Below are 19718 nucleotides of genomic sequence, written 5' to 3'. Positions count from 1 at the left end.
GGGTATGAGCGCCGCGCCGCTGCAACCGCCGCCGGATCTGCCCCTGGCCGGGCTGTTCGACCCGGCCGAGCCGGCCCAATGGCACCGCCTGGTCGCATCTGCCCTGGTGAAGGCCGGCCGGATGACTCCGGACGACGATCCGGCGCAGGCCGTGAGCCGGCTGACCAGCACCACTTACGACGGCATCGGGATCCGCCCGCTGTACACCCGGGACGACGCGGTGGCCGAGGACGCGATCGGCGTTCCCGGGCTGGCCCCGTTCGTGCGTGGGTCGCGGGCGGCCGGAACCGTGCCCTACGGCTGGGACATCCGCCAGCGTCATCTCGACCCCGACCCAGAGGTCACCCACGAGGCGGTGATGGCCGATCTGGAGAACGGCGTCACCTCGCTCTGGCTCACCCTGGGCCAGGGCGGGCTGCCGCTGGGCAGTCTGTCGCAGGTGCTGAACGGGGTGCTGCTCGACCTGGCCCCGGTGGTGCTGGACGCCGGCGCCGACACCGAGGCTGCGGCCGAAGAGTTCCTGACCTTGCTCGACGGTATCGCCGGCGCCGGTGGCAACCTCGGCGCCGACCCGATCGGCCTGCGCGCCCGGCTCGGCGCCGGCCACACTCCCGACCTGGCGCTGCTGCCCAGGCTGGCCGAGCGCGCCACCGGCACTGCCCTGCGGGTGGCCACGGTCGACGCCACCGTGTATCACGACGCCGGAGCCTCGGACGCGCAGGAACTGGGCGCCTCGCTGGCCACCGGCGTGGCTTACCTGCGGGCCCTGACCGAGGCCGGGATCGGCACCGCCGACGCCTTCGCCCAGCTCGAGTTCCGCTACGCCGCGAATGCCGACCAGTTCCTGACCATCGCCAAACTCCGTGCTGCCCGCCGTCTCTGGGCCCGGGTGGCCGAGGTCTGCGGGTTGGAGGAGCAGCTGGGCGACCCGGCCTCGGCGAACCGGCTGGGGCAGCGGCAGCACGTGGTCACGTCGTCGGCGATGATGAGCCGCCGCGACCCCTGGGTGAACCTGCTGCGCACCACGCTCGCCGCTTTCGGGGCCGGTGTGGGCGGGGCCGACTCGGTCACGGTGCAGCCGTTCGACGCGGCGATCGGCCTGCCCGACGCGTTCTCCCGCCGGATCGCCCGCAACACGTCGTCGCTGCTGGTGATGGAGTCGCACCTGGCCCGGGTGATCGACCCGGCCGGGGGCTCCTGGTACGTGGAGCAGATCACCGAGGAGCTCGCCCGCGCCGCGTGGGAGCAGTTCACCTCCATCGAGGCCGAGGGTGGGATGGCGGCTGCGCTCGGGACCGGCCGCCTCGCCGCCGAGATCGACCAGGTCTGGCAGAGGCGGGCCAAGCGACTGGCCCACCGCAAAGACCCACTCACCGGCGTAAGTGAGTTCCCGAACCTTTCCGAGCCCACACTCGTCCGTAAGCCTCTGCCCGAGAAGCCCCACGGGGGGCTGCCGGTGCACCGCTACGCCGAGGAGTACGAGGCCCTGCGGGACAGTGCCGAAGCGCAGACCGGGGCGCCCGAGGTCTTCCTGGTCACCATCGGCCCGGTCGCCGTGCACACCGCCCGGGCCACCTTCGCCGCCAACCTCTTTCAGGCCGGTGGGTTGCAGACTCCGAGCGGCGACGTGGAGGCGTTCCGGGCCAGCGGGGCCACGATCGCCTGCCTGGCCTCCAGCGACAAGGTCTACGCCGAGCAGGCGCAGGCCGTGGCCGAGGCCCTGAAAGAGGCGGGCGCACAGCATGTCCTGCTCGCCGGGAAGCCGGGCGAGTACCCGGCGGTCGACGACTACGTGTTCATGGGGGTGGATGCCCTGGCGGTGCTGCGGGATCTCCACCGGCGGATCGGCATCGGGAGCTGACGAGAATGGCCATTCCCAACTTCGCGGACGTGCCGCTCGGGCAACCGCACGCATCCGGCGACTGGGCCGCGGCGCTGAAGGCGCAGGGGCAGCAGGACGCCGCCGAACTGCTCTGGCGCACGCCCGAGGGGATTGACGTCAAGCCCCTCTACACCGGGGCTGACCTGCAGGGTCTCGACTTCCTGGACACCTACCCGGGGATCGCGCCCTACCTGCGGGGGCCCTACCCGGCGATGTACGTGACGCAGCCGTGGACGATCCGCCAGTACGCCGGTTTCTCCACCGCGGCCGCCTCCAACGCCTTCTACCGGCGCAACCTGGCGGCCGGGCAGAAGGGCCTCAGCGTGGCCTTCGACCTGGCCACGCACCGCGGCTACGACTCCGACAACCCGCGGGTGACGGGCGATGTCGGCATGGCCGGGGTGGCGATCGACTCGATCCTGGACATGCGCCAGCTCTTCGACGGCATCCCGCTGGACCGGATGTCGGTCTCGATGACCATGAACGGCGCCGTGCTGCCGGTGCTCGCGCTCTACGTGGTGGCGGCCGAGGAGCAGGGGGTGAGGCCGGAGCAGCTGGCCGGCACCATCCAGAACGACATTCTCAAAGAGTTCATGGTGCGCAACACCTACATCTACCCGCCCGCCCCGTCGATGCGGATCATCAGCGACATCTTCGCCTTCACCTCGGCGAACATGCCCAAGTTCAACTCGATCTCGATCTCCGGCTACCACATTCAGGAAGCCGGGGCGACCGCCGACCTGGAGCTGGCGTACACGCTGGCCGACGGGGTCGAGTACCTGCGCGCGGGGGTCGGGGCAGGGCTCGGGGTCGACGTGTTCGCGCCCAGACTGTCGTTCTTCTGGGCGATCGGCATGAACTTCTTCATGGAGGTGGCGAAACTCCGTGCCGCCCGCCTGCTCTGGGCCCGGCTGGTGCGCGAGTTCGAGCCCAAGAATGCCAAATCGCTGAGCCTGCGCACCCATTCGCAGACAAGTGGCTGGTCGCTGACCGCGCAGGACGTGTACAACAACGTGATCCGCACCTGCGTAGAGGCGATGGCCGCCACCCAGGGCCACACCCAGTCGCTGCACACCAACGCCCTCGACGAGGCGCTGGCCCTGCCCACCGACTTCTCCGCCCGGATCGCCCGCAACACCCAGCTGCTGCTCCAGCAGGAGTCCGGCACCACCCGGGTGGCCGACCCGTGGGGCGGCAGCGCCTACGTCGAGCGCCTCACCTACGACCTGGCCCGTAAGGCCTGGCAGCACATCGAAGAGGTGGAGAAGGCCGGCGGCATGGCCAAGGCCATCGACGAGGGCCTGCCCAAGCTGCGGATCGAGGAGGCGGCGGCCCGCACCCAGGCCCGGATCGACTCCGGCCGTCAGCCGGTGATCGGGGTGAACACCTTCCGCCCCACCGTCGAGGACCCGGTCGACGTGCTCAAGGTCGACAACGCCCAGGTGCGGGCCGAGCAGATCGAGAAGCTGCGCCGGCTGCGCGAGGAGCGCGACCCCGAAGCCGCCGACGCGGCGTTGCAGCACCTCACCAACGCTGCCGAACGCAACGACGGCAACCTGCTCGACCTGGCCGTCCGGGCGGCCCGGGCGCACGCCACCGTCGGTGAGATCTCCGACGCCCTGGAGAAGGTCTACGGCCGGCACACCGGCCAGATCCGTACCATTTCCGGTGTGTACCGGGACGAGGCGGCGGGGGCAGGCAACGTGGAGGCGGTGCGCACCGCCACCGCCGAGTTCGAGAACGCGGAGGGCCGCCGGCCCCGCATCCTGGTGGCCAAGATGGGCCAGGACGGCCACGACCGGGGGCAGAAGGTGATCGCCTCGGCGTTCGCCGACCTCGGCTTCGACGTGGATGTGGGCCCGCTGTTCCAGACCCCGGAAGAGGTCGCCCTGCAGGCGGTCGAGGCCGACGTGCACGTGGTCGGCGTCTCCTCGCTGGCGGCCGGGCACCTCACCCTAGTGCCGGCGCTGCGGGAGCAGCTCGAGGCGCTGGGCCGGCCCGACATCCTGATCGTCTGCGGCGGGGTGATCCCGCCGGGCGACTACGAGCAGCTCCGGCGTGACGGGGCCAGCGCCATCTTCGGCCCGGGCACGGTGATCGCCGACGCCGCCCTCGACCTGCTGGGCACCCTGGCCGACCGCCTGGGCCACACCGCCGGAGCATAGGCTGACGACCATGGCTGAGGCATGTACACACCTGGACCAGATTCACGAGGTCACGCCCAGCGCGGCCGGCTGCGAGGACTGCCTGAGGAGCGGCGGTACCTGGGTGCACCTGCGGCTGTGCCGCACCTGCGGGCACATGGGCTGCTGCGACTCCTCGCCGGCCAAGCACGCCACCGCGCACTTCCACGCCCAGGAGCACCCGGTTGTGCAGTCGGCCGAGCCGGGGGAGAGCTGGCTGTGGTGCTACTCCGACGAAGTGGCCTTCGAACTGCGATGAACCAGGCATGAGCACCCGGGCCACCCGGCCGCCGTTCGACCTGCAGGAGGCGGCCGGGCAGATCCGGGCCGGTTCCCGGGCCTGGATCGCCCGGGCGATCACCCTGGTCGAGTCGACCCGGCCCGACCACCGGCGCCTGGCCCAGGAGCTGCTGACGAACCTGGCCCAGGACACCCCGCCGACCATCCGGGTCGGGGTCACCGGGGTGCCGGGGGCGGGCAAGTCCACGTTCATCAACGCGCTCGGCGGCCGGCTGATCGACGCCGGGCACGCGGTGGCGGTGCTCGCGGTCGACCCCTCCTCCACCCGCACCGGCGGCAGCATCCTGGGGGACAAGACCCGGATGACCAGGCTGGCCAGCGATCCGAAGGCGTTCGTGCGGCCCTCGCCGAGCGCCGGCACGCTGGGCGGGGTGGCCCGGGCGACCCGCGAGGCGATGGTGGTGCTGGAGGCGGCCGGCTACGACGTGGTGATCGTCGAGACGGTCGGGGTGGGGCAGTCCGAGACCACGGTGGCCGAGATGGTCGACACGTTCCTCCTGCTCACCCTGGCCCGCTCGGGCGACCAGCTGCAGGGGATCAAGAAGGGCGTGCTCGAGCTGGCCGACGTGATCGCGGTGAACAAGGCCGACGGCAGGCACGAGAGCGAGGCCTGGAAGGCGGCCCGCGAGCTCAGCGGCGCGCTGCACCTCATCGGCACGGCCGACGAGGCCTGGCAGCCGCCGGTGCTGACCTGCTCGGCGCAGGAGGGCAGCGGGCTCGACGAGGTCTGGGCCCAGGTGCTCGCGCATCGTTCGGCGCTCGGCGAAGGGCTGGCGCACAAGCGCCGGCAGCAGCTGATCGGGTGGACGTGGGCGATGGTGCGCGATTCGCTGCTGACCGAGCTGCGTGAGTCCGGGCCGGTGCGGGAGCTGACACCGCAGGTCGAGGCGCAGGTGCTGGCCGGGTCGTTGGCGCCTACGGCTGCGGCCGAGCAGATTCTGGCCGCGCTGCGGGGCACTGAACCGGCTTAGCCCTCGACCTCACGTTTGGGGTCTTGGGGATCGTCTTCCCGGGTGGGTGGGGGCTGGGGATGGCCTTATTACGGTGAACTCAGACCGCTCTCAAGCTGGTCACAGCGGGTACCTGTGAGAATGCCGGGATGAGTTCCGAGCACGGCTGGCGGTTCGCCGCCGCCTCGGCCCCCCGACGGCTGCTGCCCTCGGTGCGGGCGCGCTCCACCGTGTCCGCGGTCCTGGTGGTCGGCATGGCGCTCGGCCTGGCCGGCGGGCTGATCTTCTACGTGCTGCAGCGCAGCCTGATCAGCGGGCTGAACCAGGCCGCCGACGCGCGGCTGACCGAGGTCGAGGGCCGGCTGGACCTGGTCGGTGAGGGAACGCTGGACGAGGAGCTGAAGAAGGCCCAGAACCAGCGCACCGGGCAGTGGGTGCAGGTGCTCAAGGGCGAGGACATCGTCTCCAGCTCCAGCTACGACGCGGTCCAGCACCCGATCACCGGCCTGCGCCCGGCGATCGGCGAGACCGTGCGGGAGGAGGCCGGGGTGTTCAAGATCTTCGACACCGACCGGCCGTTCCTGGTGGTCGCCCGGGGGGTGGAGTACAGCGGCCAGAAGGACACGATCATGGTCGCCACCTTCCTGGACTGGCAGCGGCGCACCGTGGTGATCGTGATGGGCCTGATGGCCGTCGCCTTCCCGTTGCTGCTCGCCGCGGTCGGGGCGGTGGTCTGGGTGCTGCTCGGGCGGGCCCTGCGCCCGGTCGAGGAGATCCGCTCGCAGGTGGCCCGGATCGACGAACGCGACCTGGAGGACCGGGTGCCGATCCCGCCGACCCGCGACGAGATCGCCCGGCTGGCGATCACCATGAACGAGATGCTCGACCGGCTGCAGGCCGCCCAGACCGCGCAGCGCCAGTTCGTCGCCGACGCCAGTCACGAGCTGCGCAGCCCGCTGGCCACGCTGTCGGCGACCCTCGAGGTGGCCGATGCCGACGTCACCGGCCGGGCCTGGGCCGAGCTGCGCCCGGTGCTGCAGAACGAGACCGAGCGGATGGGCGTGCTGGTGCAGAACCTGCTGCTGCTGGCCCGGGCCGACGACCAGGGGCTGAAGCTGGTCTCGGTCGAGGTGGACCTGGACGACCTGGTGCTCGAGGAGGCCCGCCGGCTGCGCAGCTCGTCCGGGCTGGAGGTGCCGGTCTCGATCACCCCGGTACGCATCATGGGCGACCCGCACAAGCTCGGCCAGGTGCTGCGCAACCTGGTGGACAATGCGGCCCGCTACGCCGAGACCACCGTAGCCCTGGGCCTGGCCGTCTCCGGCTCGACCGCGCTGATCATGGTGGACGACGACGGGCCGGGGATCGCGGCGGCCGACCGGGACCGGGTGTTCGAGCGTTTCGTCCGGCTGGACGAGAGCCGCGACCGGGCCAGCGGGGGGGCCGGGCTGGGGCTGCCGATCGTGCGTGAGGTGGTGCGCGGGCACGACGGTGAGGTCGCCCTGGGGGTGTCGCCGTACGGCGGGGCGCGGTTCCAGGTGCAGTTGCCGATCACCATCCCGGCCGACGAGATGGAGCCGCTGCCGGGCGAGACCGGTGAGATCCCCCTGGCCGAACTCACCACCGGGCCGGGGGAGCAGCGCGACTGAGAGGTCACCCGAACGGGTGGTTCTGATCGCGAACAAACCCGCAAGACAGGACCTAAGGACGTCCTCGGTCGGGTTGTTCGCGCGTCAGCCTCCGGTGGTGGAGAGTCGGTAGCCCATCCCGCGCACCGTCTCGATCGCCCGGCGCTCGAACGGGGCGTCGATCTTGCGGCGCAGGTAGCGGATGTAGACCTCGACCACGTTCGGGTCGCCGTCGAACGCCGGGTCCCAGACCCCCTCCAGGATCTCGCTCTTGGTGACGACGTCGCCCTTGTGCCGCATCAGGAACTCCAGCAGGCCGTACTCGCGCGGCGTGAGCGAGATCTCGTTCCCGGCCCGCTCCACCCGCCGGCGCACCGGGTCGAGGGTGAGGTCGCCACAGGCCAGCACGACCGGGCGCTCCGGCGCGCCGCGCCGGATCAGCGCCCGCAGCCGGGCCACCAGCACGATGAAACTGAAGGGCTTGGTGAGGTAGTCGTCGGCGCCCAGGTCGAACGCGTCGGTCTGGTCGTAGTCACCGTCTTTCGCGGTGAGCATCAGCACCGGGGTCCAGATCTCGCGCCGGCGCAGCTCGGCCAGCACCTGGTAGCCATTGCCGCGCGGCAGCATGATGTCCAGAACGACTGCGTCGAAACGCTTCTCGGTGGCCGCCCAGAGCGCGTCCTGGCCGTTGTGGGCGACCTCGACGACGAATCCCTCGTCGGTCAGGCCGCGCCGGATCGTCTCAGCCAGTGGACGTTCGTCGTCGACGATCAGTACCCGCACGGTCCTCCTCGGTCAGACCTGCAAAGATACTTGCCGGGACCGGGTCCGGTCGGGTGGACTCAGCACGGTCTCAGGCCGCAGGACGGGCCGTCATTCTCACATGTCGAGACAATACACACTAGTCAGGGGAGTCAGGGTGGAGCCGCTCAAGGTCGCGCTGCTGGGGTGCGGGTCGGTCGGGACGCAGGTCGCCCGGCTCCTCGGCACGCACGCGGAAGAACTGGCCCAGCGGGCCGGTGCACCGCTGCAGCTGACCGGGATCGCGGTGCGCACGCTGGAGGCCGACCGCGGCCCCGGCATCGACCCGGCGCTGCTCACCACCGACGCCCCCGAACTGATCAAGCGCGCCGACCTGGTGATCGAGCTGATCGGCGGGATCGAGCCGGCCCGCACGCTGATCCTGCAGGCGCTGTCGTCCGGGGCCTCGGTGGTCACCGGCAACAAGGCGCTGCTGGCCGAGCACGGTCCCGAGCTCTACGAGGCGGCCGACCGCGGTGGCGTCGAGCTCTACTACGAGGCCGCCGTGGCCGGGGCGATCCCGCTGCTGCGCCCGATCCGCGAGTCGCTGGCCGGTGACCGGGTGCGGCGGGTGCTCGGCATCGTCAACGGCACCACCAACTACGTGCTCGACAAGATGGACACGGCGGGTCTCGACTTCGCCGCCGCGGTCGCCCAGGCGCAGGACCTGGGGTACGCCGAGGCCGACCCGACCGCCGACGTGGAGGGTTACGACGCGGCGGCCAAGGCCGCGATCCTGGCCTCGCTGGCGTTCCACACCCGGGTGCACGCCGACGACGTGCACCGCGAGGGCATCACCGAGGTCACCGCGGGCGACGTGGCCTCGGCCAAGCAGATCGGCGCGGTGGTCAAGCTCCTGGCGATCTGCGAGCGCACGGTCGCGGCCGACGGTTCCGAGGGGGTCTCGGTCCGCGTGCACCCCGCGATGATCCCGGCCTCGCACCCGCTGGCCAGTGTGCGGGAGGCGTTCAACGCCGTGTTCGTCGAGGCCGAGGCCGCCGGTGAGCTGATGTTCTACGGCCGCGGCGCGGGCGGTCTGCCCACCGCCAGTGCGGTTCTGGGCGACCTGGTCTCGGCCGCGCGCAACCGGGTGGCCGGCAGCCGCGGCCCGGGGGAGTCGTACTACGCGCAGCTGCCGTTGCGGCCGATGGGCGAGGTGGTCACCCGCTACCACATCAGCCTGGCCGTCGCCGACCGTCCCGGCGTGCTCGCCACGGTCGCCAAAGTCATTGCCGAGCACGGGGTCTCGATCGAGACCGTGCGGCAGCAGCAGATCCCGGCCGACCGTTCGCAGGCCGGTGCGCACAACAGTGCCTCGCTCGTGGTGGTCACCCACTCGGCCACCGAGGCGGCACTGGAAGCAACCGTCTCGGCGCTGGCCGGGCTGGACATCGTGACCGCCGTGGTCGGCGTCATGCGGGTCGAGGGTGAGGACTGATGGCACATCTGTGGCGCGGCGTCGTCGAGGAGTACCGGGACCGGCTGCCGATCCTGGGCGACGCCCCGGCGGTGACGCTCGGCGAGGGGGGCACGCCGCTGGTGCGGGCCCGGGCCCTGTCGGAGCACACCGGCTGCGAGGTCTGGCTGAAGTGTGAGGGGGTCAACCCGACCGGCTCGTTCAAGGACCGCGGGATGACGGCGGCGATGACCGCCGCGGCCGCGGCCGGCGCCAAGGTGGTGATCTGCGCCTCCACCGGCAACACCTCGGCGAGTGCGGCCGCGTACGCCACCGCCGCCGGGATGACCTGCGCGGTGCTGGTGCCGGACGGCAAGATCGCGATGGGCAAGCTGGCCCAGGCGATCGCCCACGGCGCCCAGCTGCTGCAGGTCGACGGCAACTTCGACGACTGCCTGACGGTGGCCCGTAAGCTCGCCGAGGCCTACCCGGTCGAGCTGGTGAACTCGGTCAACCCGGCCCGGATCGAGGGCCAGAAGACGGCCGCGTTCGAGGTCGTCGACGTGCTCGGCGACGCGCCGGACATCCACTGCCTGCCGGTCGGCAACGCCGGCAACATCACCGCCTACTGGCGCGGGTACCTGGAGTACGCGGCCGAGGGTTCCCCGGCCTCCAAGACCCCGAAGATGTGGGGCTTCCAGGCCGCCGGCGCCGCCCCGATCGTGCTCGGGCACCCGGTCGACCAGCCCGAGACGGTGGCCACCGCCATCCGGATCGGCAACCCGGCCTCCTGGTCGCAGGCGGTCGAGGCGCGCGACGCCTCCGGCGGCCGGATCGACGCGGTCGACGACCCGGCCATCCTGGCCGCGCACCGCTGGCTCTCGGCCCGCGAAGGGGTGTTCGTCGAGCCGGGTTCCGCCGCCTCGGTGGCGGGCCTGCTGCAGACCCACGCCGCCGGTGAGCTGGCCCCCGGCCAGACCGTGGTGTGCACGGTGACCGGGCACGGCCTGAAGGACCCGCAGTGGGCCCTGAAGGACGCGAACGGCGAGCCGGTGCAGCCGACCCGGACCCAGGTCGACGTGGTCAGCATCGCCTCGGCCCTCGGGCTGGCCTGATGACGGTCGGGTCGGCCTCCGCAACATCCGGTGAACTGCTGATGAACCGCCGCGCCACCGTGCGGGTCCCGGCCACCAGCGCCAACCTGGGCCCCGGGTTCGACAGCCTGGGCCTGGCGCTGACCGTGCACGACGTGGTCACCCTGAGCCTGGCTCCGGCCGGGCTCGAGGTGAGCGTCGAGGGGGAGGGCGAGGCCGGGGTCCCGCTGACCGAGGAGCACCTGGTGGTGCGCGCCGTGCGGGCCGCTTTCGACCACGTCGGGGTGCCGCAGCCGGGGATCCGGCTGCACTGCGCCAACCGCATCCCGCACGGCCGGGGCCTGGGGTCCTCGGCCGCCGCGGTGGTGGCCGGGCTGGTCGCGGCCCGCGGCTGCCTGGCCGAGCCGGAGGCGCTCGACGACGCCACGGTCCTGGCCCTGGCCACCTCGTTCGAGGGGCACCCGGACAACGCCGCCGCGGCCCTGCTGGGCGGCTGCACGATCTCCTGGCACTCGCACAGCGGGGTGCCGCGGGCCGAGCGGCTCGACGTGCGCACCGATCTCGACCCGGTGGTCTGCGTGCCCTCGGGCGAGCTGTCCACCACCACCGCCCGCGCCATGCTGCCGGCGCTGGTCGCCCACCCGGACGCCTCGTTCAACGCCGGCCGGGCCGCGCTGCTGGTGCACGCCCTGACCCGCCGGCCGGACCTGTTGCTCGAGGCCACCGAAGACCGGCTGCACCAGGCCCAGCGCGCGCCGGCCATGCCGGAGACCGCCGATCTGGTGCACCGGGTGCGGGAACTCGGGGCGGCGGCGGTGGTTTCCGGCGCGGGCCCGACGGTCCTGGTGCTCGGCCGCCGGGGCGAGGCGCTGAACGCGGTGAACTCCGCGCTGACCGGTCCGGCCGCGCACCGCTGGAAGGTGCTGCAGCCGGGAATCGACACGGTGGGTTCGCTGCTGGCTACAGAAGGCGAATAGTCCGGCCGAGTAAGCTGCGGTGCGGCCGGGTCGGGGGCCCGCCGTCTCCGCCGGGACCGGGCAAACACGGTTTTCGGACGGGATCGGCAGCTTGGGCTGATTCCGGTTCTTCGTTCTGGGCCCCGCCGGTGTTACAGTACGTGTGCAGTCGCTGAGATGCCGGTTCGTTCAGGCACACGCGCTGTACTCCGCCGCTCATTTCAGTCTTCGTGCCTGCGTGCACGGAGCGCGGCGTACAACCATCCGGATTCTCCGGGTGCAAACCCGCTGGTCGTGACTGTATCGCGGCCGAGGAGGGGGAAGACCTTTCGTGACAGATACCACCGAGATGTCGACGTCCGCTGTCGATCTCTCCACGCTCCGCCTGCCGCAGCTCCAGGCCGTCGCCTCGCAGCTGGGGATCAACGGCACGGCCCGGATGCGTAAGGCCGAGCTGCTCGAGGCGATCCGCAGCCACCAGGGCGCAGGCGCGGTCGCCCCCGCCCCGGCCACCCGTACCTCCCGCCGCTCGGCGTCGTCCCCGGCCGGTGCGCCGACCCGCACCCGCCGTACCTCCGCCGCCGCGGCCGCTGCGGCCGCCGCCGAGGCGCCGGCCGAGCAGCCTGCGCAGGAGGCCCTGATCGAGGCCCCCGCCGCCCCGGCCACCGGCACCTCCGGCCGTCGCAGCCGGGCCGCCGCCGCGGCTGCGGCCGCCGCCGAGCCCGAGGTCGCGGCGAAGGTGGCCGAGCCGGTCGCCGAGCCCGTCGAGGCCGCCGAGGCTCCCGCCGAGCGCCCCACCCGGGGTCGCGGCCGGGGTCGCACCGAGCGGGCCGACCGTACTGAGCGCACCGACCGCGCCGAGCGCACGGAGCGGGCCGACCGCACCGAGCGGGCCGAGCGCACGGAGCGGGCCGAGCGTCCGGACCGGGCCGAGCGGGCCGAGCGTTCCGAAGGCCGTTCGGGCAACCGGCCCGCCGACCGCGACGGCGCCGCCAAGGACGCCGACCGCGAGGGCAGCCGGGACAGCCAGGGCCGCAACAACTCCCAGCCGCGTCGCAGCAGCAACGACGAGGACGACGACGAGGACGGCCGGGGCCGTCGCCGGGGCCGTCGCTTCCGGGACCGCAAGCGCGGCCGGGGTCGTGACGGCGAGCCCGGTGGGGTCGACGAGCCGGAGGTCAGCGAGGACGACGTGGTCGTCCCGGTGGCCGGCATCCTCGACGTGCTCGACTCGTACGCCTTCCTGCGTACTTCCGGCTACCTGCCCGGCCCGAACGACGTCTACGTCTCGCTCGGCCAGGTCAAGAAGTACGGTCTGCGCAAGGGTGACGCGGTCACCGGGGCGGTCCGCCAGCCCCGCGAGGGCGAGCAGGCCAACCAGCGGCAGAAGTTCAACGCCCTGGTCCGGCTCGACACGGTCAACGGCAGCGCCCCCGAAGAGGCGCGCGCCCGGCCGGAGTTCAACAAGCTCACCCCGCTCTACCCGCAGGAGCGCCTGCGGCTGGAGACCGAGCCGAACATCATCTCCACCCGGATCATCGACCTGGTGGCGCCGATCGGCAAGGGCCAGCGCGGTCTCATCGTCTCGCCGCCGAAGGCCGGCAAGACGCTGATCCTGCAGGCGATCGCCAACGCGATCACCCGCAACAACCCCGAGTGCCACCTCATGGTCGTGCTGATCGACGAGCGGCCCGAAGAGGTCACCGACATGCAGCGCACGGTCAAGGGTGAGGTCATCGCCTCCACCTTCGACCGGCCGGCCGACGACCACACGGCCGTCGCCGAGCTGTCGATCGAGCGGGCCAAGCGCCTGGTCGAGCTCGGCCACGACGTGGTCGTCCTGCTCGACTCGATCACCCGGCTGGGCCGCGCCTACAACCTGGCCGCCCCCGCCTCGGGCCGGATCCTGTCCGGTGGTGTCGACTCCAGCGCGCTGTACCCGCCGAAGCGGTTCTTCGGCGCCGCCCGGAACATCGAGCACGGCGGGTCGCTGACCATCCTGGCCACCGCGCTGGTCGAGACCGGCTCGAAGATGGACGAGGTGATCTTCGAGGAGTTCAAGGGCACCGGCAACATGGAGGTGAAGCTGTCGCGCCAGCTGGCCGACAAGCGGATCTTCCCCGCCGTGGACGTGAACGCCTCCAGCACCCGCCGGGAAGAGATCCTGATGGGCAAGGAGGAGCTCGGCGTGATCTACCGCCTGCGCCGGGTGATGGGCGCCCTCGAGCCCCAGCAGGCCATCGAGCTGCTGCTCGACCGCACCAAGAAGAGCTCGAGCAACGCCGAGTTCCTGATGCAGGTGCAGAAGACCTCGCCCAGCGGCGAATAGCCCCGACCGCGGATCTCCCGGCGGGAATGCTCCCGGGGGATCCGCGGTTATGGCTCCCGTCTGCTGTTCTGGCAGACTTACTCAAGGCTCCGGTTCACGAGCGGCGCGCCCCGTGCCGCACGACCCGGCGGCAAGACTGAGGAGAGACAGTTGAAGAACGACATCCACCCGCAGTACGTGGCCACCACGGTCAAGTGCGCCTGCGGTTCGACCTTCGAGACCCGCAGCACCGCCACCAGCGGTCAGATCTCCACCGAGACCTGCAGCGCCTGCCACCCGTTCTACACGGGCAAGCAGCGCATCCTGGACACCGGTGGCCGGGTCGCCCGCTTCCAGCAGCGGTACGGCAAGAAGGACTCCGGCAAGTAGCCGAGCAGACGCCGGTCGTGGCCCCTCTCGCGGGGGCGGCGACCGGCGTCGTCGTTTGTCCGTAGGTACTTTCCAACAATGGACGGGTGACCCGCCTCCGTAGGGGCGTCCGACGTCCGTTGGTGGTTGCTTTTTCGGTTGCACCTCAGAAGAAGGCGAACATGGCCCAGCTCACCCCGGACGAGTCCGCGCAGGCGGCCGTCGAGCCGCTGCTGTACGAGTACGAGGAGCTGGAGCGCCAGCTCGCCGACCCGGCCATCCACGCCGACGCCGGCCGGGCCCGCAAGCTCGGGCGCCGGTACGCCGAGCTGGGGGCCGTGCACGCGGGCCACGAGGAGTGGCGCAGCGCCCTGGACGACCTGCAGGCCGCCCGCGAACTGGCCGCCGAGGACAGTGCGTTCGCCGAGGAGATCCCGGCGCTGGAGTCGGCGCTGGAGCACGCCCGCGAGCGGCTGCACCGGCTGCTGATCCCGCGCGACCCGGACGACTCCCGCGACGTGATCCTGGAGATCAAGGCGGGCGAGGGCGGCGAGGAGTCGGCCCTGTTCGCCGGCGACCTGCTGCGGATGTACCTGCGCTACGCCGAGCGCAACGGCTGGCGTACCGAGGTCCTCGACTCCACCGAGAGCGACCTGGGCGGGTACAAGGACATCTCGGTCGCGGTGAAGTACAAGGGCACCCCCGGACCGGGCGAGGGCATCTTCGCGAAGCTGAAGTACGAGGGCGGCGTGCACCGGGTGCAGCGGGTCCCGGTCACCGAGTCCCAGGGGCGCATCCACACCTCGGCCGCCGGCGTGCTGGTGCTGCCCGAGCCGGACGAGGCCGTCGAGGTCGAGATCGACGCCAACGACCTGCGGATCGACGTGTACCGCTCCTCCGGACCGGGCGGCCAGAGCGTCAACACCACCGACTCGGCGGTGCGGATCACCCACCTGCCCACCGGGGTGGTGGCCTCCTGCCAGAACGAGAAGTCGCAGCTGCAGAACAAGGAGCAGGCCATGCGGATCCTGCGCGCCCGGCTGCACGCCATCCAGGTCGAGGCCGCGGCGGCGGAGGCCTCGCAGGCCCGGCGCTCGCAGGTGCGCACGGTCGACCGGTCCGAGCGGATCCGCACCTACAACTTCCCGGAGAACCGGATCGCCGACCACCGCACCGGTTTCAAGGCCTACAACCTCGACCAGGTCCTGGACGGCGAGCTCGGCCCGGTGATCCAGTCCTGCCTGGACGCCGACGAGAGCGCCCAGCTGGCCGCGCTGCAGGCCGCGAACTGAGATGCCCGAGCTGAAGCACGTTCTCGCCGCCGCGGTGACCGCTCTGGCCGAGGCCGGCGTGCCCTCGCCGTCGGCCGACGCGAACATCCTGGTGGCCCACGGGCTCGGGGTGGAACGCCGCGACCTGGCCCGCCGGGTGATCCTCGGCTACCAGCTGAGCAGCGACGAGAACGCCCGGGTGGCCGGGCTTCTCGAGCAGCGGGCGAAACGCGTTCCGCTGCAGCACCTGACCGGTTCGGCGGGCTTCCGCCGGCTCGAACTCCTGGTCGGGCCGGGGGTCTTCGTGCCCCGGGTGGAGACCGAGTGGGTGGCCGGGCTGGCGATCGAGGCCGGGGTGGCGCTCGAGCACCCGCTGATCGTGGACCTGTGCACCGGCTCCGGGGCGATCGCGCTGGCGGTGGCCGACGAGGTGCCCGACGCGCGGGTGGTGGCGGTGGAGCTGGATCCGCCCGCGGTGGAGTGGGCGCGGCGCAACATCGAGGCCCTGGGGTCGCGGGTCGAGCTGCGCGCCGGAGACGCGGTGCGCGCCCACGAGCACCTGCTGGCCGATCTGGCCGGCGCAGTGGACATCGTGGTGGCCAACCCGCCGTACATCCCGCCGGACGCCGAGCCGACCGAGCCGGAGGTGCGCGACCACGACCCGGTACTGGCGCTGTACGGGGGAGGGGACGACGGTCTGGCCATCCCGCGCGGGGTGGTCGCGGCCGCCGCCGGGCTGCTGCGTCCGGGCGGGCTGTTGGTGATGGAGCATGCCGACGTCCAGGGCGCCGGGGGCCGCGCGCTCACCGCCACACCGGAGTGGATCGACGTGAACACGCAGCGTGACCTGACCGGCCGTGACCGTGCTCTGGTTGCCCGTAGGGCGGGCTGAGCGGGCGGGAATGAGCGTTCCGGGCCCAGGTAGTGCCACACTCGGGGGGTGAGTGTGCGTTTCGACTGCGCCCTGGAGGTCCAGCGTTCGCGCGGGATCGCCAAAGCTGCCGACGTCGTCGCGGAAGGTGATCTCGTCGTTCTGCCGACCGACACCGTGTACGGCATCGGCTGCGACGCCTTCGACGCCGAGGCGGTGTCCGCCCTGCTGGCCGCGAAGGGCCGCGGCCGGGCCATGCCGCCGCCGGTGCTGGTGCCGCACGTGCGCACCCTGGACGGCATCGCGGCCGGCATCACCGCCGACATCCGCGCGCTGGCCGAGGCGTTCTGGCCCGGCGCGCTGACCATCATCACCCGCTCGATGCCCACCCTGCGGTGGGACCTGGGCGAGACCAACGGCACGGTGGCGCTGCGGATGCCGCTGCACCCGGTGGCCCTGGAGCTGCTGGAGCGCACCGGGCCGATGGCGGTCTCCAGTGCCAATCTCACCGGTCACGACGCGGCCCTGACCTGTCAGCAGGCGCAGGACATGCTGGGCGACTCGGTGGCGGTCTACCTCGACGGCGGCCCGGCCGAGCTCGGCGTGGCCTCGACCATCGTCGACTGCACGGCGCCGGTGCCCCGGGTGGTGCGCCAGGGGGCGGTCACTCTGGAAGACCTGCGCTCGGTGGTCCCGGCGACCCTGGGTCTGGGTGAGGCGGCGCAGTGAGGGGTTACCTTTTCGTCCTGCTGATCGCGGCCACGGTCACCTACCTGACCACCCCGGCGGTGCGGCGCATCGCCCGGCGGGTGGGAGCGGTGACCGCCCTGCGTGAGCGGGACGTGCACACCGTGCCGATCCCGCGCCTGGGCGGCGCGGCGATCTACTTCGGCATCGCGGTGGCCATGCTCACCGCGTCCCAGGTGCCCTTCTTCGAGGCGGTCTTCGCCGGCCGCACGGCCTACGTGGTGCTCCTCTCGGCCGGCGCGGTCTGCCTGCTCGGGGTCTTCGACGACCTCTGGGAGCTCGACGCGGTCACCAAGGCGGCCGGGCAGATGCTGGCCGCCGGGATCATGGCCTGGCAGGGCATCCAGCTGATCTCGCTGCCGATCTTCGGCACCTTCATCCCGTCGCGGATGCTGCTGATCGTGGTCACCGTGGTGGCGATCATGGTGACGATCAACGCGGTGAACTTCGTCGACGGCCTCGACGGCCTGGCCGCGGGGATGGTGGCGATCGCCGGCACGGCGTTCTTCATCTACTCCTACGCGCTGGCGGTGAACTCGTCGCCGGGCGACTACGCCTCGCTGGCCTCGGTGATCACCGCCGCCCTGGTGGGTTCCTGCCTGGGCTTCCTGCCGCACAACTTCAACCCGGCGCGGATCTTCATGGGCGACAGCGGCTCGATGCTGCTGGGCCTGCTGATGGCCACCTCCACGGTGGCGATCACCGGCACGGTCGAGCCCTCGCAGCTGGAGGACATCCGGATCGTCCCGGCCTTCATGCCGCTGGTGCTGCCGCTCGCCGTGCTGGCGCTACCGCTCATCGATCTGCTGCTGGCCATCCTGCGGCGCACCCGGGCGGGCAAGATGCCCTGGCAGCCGGACAAATTGCACCTGCACCACCGGATGCTCAGCCTCGGTCACAGCCATGCCGGCGCGGTGCTGATCCTCTACTTCTGGACGGCCACGGTCGGCTTCGGGGTGGCCCTGTTCGCCCTGGTGCCCCCGGCCACGGCCCTACTGGTCGGAGGGGCCGCGGTGATCTGCGCGCTGGTCCTGACCATCGGGCCGCGGCGCTGGCGGCAGATGGCGGCCACCGCCGTACCCGGCGCCGGGCAACGCTCCGCAACTGTCGTCATACCGGCCGACCCGGCCCTGCCGCGGCCCCCGGCCGACCCGGACTCCCCGGGAGCGACCGGAGTCACGAAACCGGCTGCCCGTCAGGTTCGTTCGGCTGAGGGGCCCGGTGGGTCCGCAGAAGACCGCGATGACCGACCGGACACGCACCGTAGCGGTGCCGGCGTGAACTCAGGAATGAACGGATCATGAATATGTCCGACGTGAAGTCCGGCCGGAAGGTCTCCCGGGCCGCCGAGCCGGTGACCGCGCTGTGGCTTGCAGCACTCGTCCCGGCTCTTGTGCTGGGCGGTCTGACCGGTGCCGGGGCCTTCGTCGTGGGCCGTGACGAGGGCGTCTCCGCCCTGTTCGGGGCCGGGCTCGCGCTGGTTGCCCTGACCTTCACCACGATGCTGCACTCCCAGCTCCGGATGACCGAGCCGTGGCTCGGCATGGGCCTCGCCTTCATGACGTATTCGCTGGTCATCGGCCTGATGTGGGCCGCCTTCCTGCTGCTCGACGAGACCGCCTGGCTGGTCGGCCCGGCCGCCGCGGCCGGTCTCGGGGCCGGTCTGGTGGGCTGGATCGGAGGTCACATGCGCGGAGCGCTCAAGCTTCGTCAGCCGCTGTACGACGACAGGGATGCACGCGACTAACCCGTTCGGGTGCTGCCCGTTGCACCCGTAGCAGGGGTTCTTGAGCCCTTGCTGGGGGGTGGCGGCAGAACCGCCCTACATGACTGATAGTGTCAAGCCAGATGGATGACGAGTAGACCCTGCTGAGGGCACCCGCCATGACTGCGGAGTGCCCGCTGAAGGTCTCCGCCGGCTACGAGCTGCAACGCCCGAGCCCGTCTTCCCCCGAACCCGTAACGCAGCTGAACGAGTAACAAACCACAGAGCTTGTAACACCCCAGGGCCGCCCATCGGCCCTGGCCGGTACCGCACGATCTGCCGCCAGGCCTCTCGGGCTGAATGGCTGAATCCGCAACGAAGCATTGAGCTTGGAGGAGCGACCGTGACTTACGTGGCCGCCGGTGGTGGAGGCGAAGGAGGCTTCCACGCGCCCAGTGAGGTGGAGTTCTGGCAGCCCCTGATCGGGGACGGCGCCTTCGCTCTGACCCGGTCGATGGTCGTCTTCGCGGCAATCGCGGTCGTCCTGTCCGTGGTGCTGCTGGTGCTGACCCGGAACATGAAGCTGGTGCCCGGCAAGGGCCAGTTCTACGTCGAGAGCGCCTACAGCTTCGTCCGTAACGGCCTGGCCCGCGACATCATCGGCGCGGACCACTTCAAGCCGTTCCTGCCGCTGATGTTCGCGCTCTTCACGGTCGTGCTGATCAACAACCTGGCCGGGATCGTCCCGTTCATCAACTTCCCGACCTTCAGCCGGATCGGCTACGCGATCGTGCTCACCGCGATCGTCTACATCACCTACCACGCGGTCGGTATCCGTAAGCACGGCCCGATCGGCTGGCTGAAGAGCTTCGTGCCTTCGGGCCTGCCGGCCTGGGTCGTCCCGCTGGTGTGGTTCATCGAGTTCCTCACGTACGTGGTCAACCGGCCGCTCACCATGGCGCTGCGACTGTTCGGCAACATGTTCGCCGGGCACCTCATGCTCATGGTCTTCGCCCTCGGTGGCGAATACCTGCTCTTCCAGGCGGATGGCCTCTTCCTCAACGCGACCGGCGTCTTCGCCTACGCGTTCTCGCTGGTCATGTTCGGCTTCGAGGTCATCGTCCAGTGCCTCCAGGCGTACGTCTTCGTGCTCCTGGCCTGCGTTTACATCGCCGGTGCCGTCGCCGACGAGCACTGATCTTCCGCCGGTGCCCGTCGTCGGACGCGCACTGACAACTGCCTGAGCCCCTCAGGCAA

Annotated in this window: 17 protein-coding genes; 16 read left to right on the top strand and 1 reads right to left on the bottom strand. The window is 71.5% G+C overall.

The features are described from left to right. Positions 1–4: 4 nt before the first annotated feature. The 5 genes from QSK18_RS24180 (at position 5) to QSK18_RS24160 (ending at position 6964) form a co-directional block, all read left to right on the top strand. Entirely contained in the window at positions 5–1861 is a 1857-nt protein-coding gene (locus tag QSK18_RS24180; RefSeq protein WP_232814264.1) for a methylmalonyl-CoA mutase subunit beta, read from the top strand. Positions 1862–1866: 5 nt separating this feature from the next. After that, positions 1867–4047, top strand: a complete 2181-nt coding sequence (gene scpA / locus QSK18_RS24175) for a methylmalonyl-CoA mutase (RefSeq protein ID WP_285623638.1) — start codon at positions 1867–1869, stop codon at positions 4045–4047. Positions 4048–4057: 10 nt separating this feature from the next. After that, positions 4058–4324 (top strand): UBP-type zinc finger domain-containing protein, encoded by a 267-nt coding sequence (locus QSK18_RS24170; protein WP_232814266.1) that lies wholly within the window; start codon positions 4058–4060, stop codon positions 4322–4324. Positions 4325–4331: 7 nt separating this feature from the next. Continuing rightward, positions 4332–5336, top strand: coding sequence for a methylmalonyl Co-A mutase-associated GTPase MeaB (gene meaB / locus QSK18_RS24165; RefSeq protein ID WP_285623634.1), 1005 nt, complete (start codon positions 4332–4334; stop codon positions 5334–5336). Between the two features lie 128 nt (positions 5337–5464). Continuing rightward, positions 5465–6964, top strand: coding sequence for a sensor histidine kinase (locus QSK18_RS24160; RefSeq protein ID WP_232814268.1), 1500 nt, complete (start codon positions 5465–5467; stop codon positions 6962–6964). An 84-nt stretch (positions 6965–7048) separates the two neighbouring features. Here the strand turns inward: QSK18_RS24160 and QSK18_RS24155 are convergent, their stop codons facing one another. Next, positions 7049–7726, bottom strand: a complete 678-nt coding sequence (locus QSK18_RS24155; protein WP_285623622.1) for a response regulator transcription factor — start codon at positions 7724–7726, stop codon at positions 7049–7051. 100 nt (positions 7727–7826) lie between these two features. Here QSK18_RS24155 and QSK18_RS24150 point away from each other — a divergent pair, with 100 nt between their 5' ends. The 11 genes from QSK18_RS24150 (at position 7827) to atpB (ending at position 19659) form a co-directional block, all read left to right on the top strand. After that, positions 7827–9182, top strand: a complete 1356-nt coding sequence (locus QSK18_RS24150; RefSeq protein WP_269811045.1) for a homoserine dehydrogenase — start codon at positions 7827–7829, stop codon at positions 9180–9182. After that, complete coding sequence (gene thrC, locus QSK18_RS24145; protein WP_285623619.1) at positions 9182–10255, top strand: threonine synthase; 1074 nt, start codon at positions 9182–9184, stop codon at positions 10253–10255. Before QSK18_RS24150 ends, thrC begins: the two co-directional genes overlap by 1 nt. Next, positions 10255–11211 (top strand): homoserine kinase, encoded by a 957-nt coding sequence (thrB, locus tag QSK18_RS24140; protein WP_232814272.1) that lies wholly within the window; start codon positions 10255–10257, stop codon positions 11209–11211. Before thrC ends, thrB begins: the two co-directional genes overlap by 1 nt. A 310-nt stretch (positions 11212–11521) precedes the next feature. Further along, positions 11522–13519, top strand: a complete 1998-nt coding sequence (gene rho / locus QSK18_RS24135) for a transcription termination factor Rho (protein ID WP_285623615.1) — start codon at positions 11522–11524, stop codon at positions 13517–13519. Between the two features lie 150 nt (positions 13520–13669). Further along, entirely contained in the window at positions 13670–13888 is a 219-nt protein-coding gene (rpmE, locus tag QSK18_RS24130; RefSeq protein ID WP_232813601.1) for a 50S ribosomal protein L31, read from the top strand. Positions 13889–14049: 161 nt separating this feature from the next. Then, positions 14050–15159, top strand: a complete 1110-nt coding sequence (prfA, locus tag QSK18_RS24125) for a peptide chain release factor 1 (protein WP_232813602.1) — start codon at positions 14050–14052, stop codon at positions 15157–15159. A 1-nt stretch (position 15160) separates the two neighbouring features. Further along, positions 15161–16030, top strand: a complete 870-nt coding sequence (gene prmC, locus QSK18_RS24120; RefSeq protein ID WP_232813603.1) for a peptide chain release factor N(5)-glutamine methyltransferase — start codon at positions 15161–15163, stop codon at positions 16028–16030. A gap of 48 nt (positions 16031–16078) precedes the next feature. Further along, positions 16079–16738 carry an L-threonylcarbamoyladenylate synthase gene (locus QSK18_RS24115; RefSeq protein WP_232813604.1) on the top strand — a complete coding sequence of 220 codons (660 nt, stop codon included), beginning with the start codon at positions 16079–16081 and terminating at the stop codon, positions 16736–16738. Next, entirely contained in the window at positions 16735–18060 is a 1326-nt protein-coding gene (locus QSK18_RS24110; RefSeq protein ID WP_232813605.1) for a glycosyltransferase family 4 protein, read from the top strand. The genes QSK18_RS24115 and QSK18_RS24110 overlap by 4 nt, the downstream gene beginning before the upstream one ends. Before the next feature lie 2 nt (positions 18061–18062). Beyond that, positions 18063–18503: a hypothetical protein gene (locus QSK18_RS24105; protein ID WP_285623608.1), complete on the top strand. Its 441-nt coding sequence runs from the start codon at positions 18063–18065 to the stop codon at positions 18501–18503. Positions 18504–18864: 361 nt separating this feature from the next. Next, on the top strand, positions 18865–19659 hold the full coding sequence (atpB, locus tag QSK18_RS24100) for a F0F1 ATP synthase subunit A (RefSeq protein WP_232813607.1): 795 nt from the start codon (positions 18865–18867) through the stop codon (positions 19657–19659). The last annotated feature ends 59 nt before the right edge of the window (positions 19660–19718 follow it).

This window comes from Kineosporia sp. NBRC 101677 (assembly GCF_030269265.1).
Classification (GTDB): Bacteria; Actinomycetota; Actinomycetes; order Actinomycetales; family Kineosporiaceae; genus Kineosporia; species Kineosporia rhizophila.
The sequence above is the reverse complement of the archived record's forward strand: the minus strand, read 5'-3'. Positions and strand labels throughout refer to the sequence as shown.

Coding starts and splice junctions, on each gene's coding strand:
- QSK18_RS24180 (WP_232814264.1), top strand. CDS start 5: ATGAGCGCCGCGCCGCTGCAACCGCCGCCGGATCTGCCCCTGGCCGGG.
- scpA (WP_285623638.1), top strand. CDS start 1,867: ATGGCCATTCCCAACTTCGCGGACGTGCCGCTCGGGCAACCGCACGCA.
- QSK18_RS24170 (WP_232814266.1), top strand. CDS start 4,058: ATGGCTGAGGCATGTACACACCTGGACCAGATTCACGAGGTCACGCCC.
- meaB (WP_285623634.1), top strand. CDS start 4,332: ATGAGCACCCGGGCCACCCGGCCGCCGTTCGACCTGCAGGAGGCGGCC.
- QSK18_RS24160 (WP_232814268.1), top strand. CDS start 5,465: ATGAGTTCCGAGCACGGCTGGCGGTTCGCCGCCGCCTCGGCCCCCCGA.
- QSK18_RS24150 (WP_269811045.1), top strand. CDS start 7,827: ATGTCGAGACAATACACACTAGTCAGGGGAGTCAGGGTGGAGCCGCTC.
- thrC (WP_285623619.1), top strand. CDS start 9,182: ATGGCACATCTGTGGCGCGGCGTCGTCGAGGAGTACCGGGACCGGCTG.
- thrB (WP_232814272.1), top strand. CDS start 10,255: ATGACGGTCGGGTCGGCCTCCGCAACATCCGGTGAACTGCTGATGAAC.
- prfA (WP_232813602.1), top strand. CDS start 14,050: ATGGCCCAGCTCACCCCGGACGAGTCCGCGCAGGCGGCCGTCGAGCCG.
- prmC (WP_232813603.1), top strand. CDS start 15,161: ATGCCCGAGCTGAAGCACGTTCTCGCCGCCGCGGTGACCGCTCTGGCC.
- QSK18_RS24105 (WP_285623608.1), top strand. CDS start 18,063: ATGTCCGACGTGAAGTCCGGCCGGAAGGTCTCCCGGGCCGCCGAGCCG.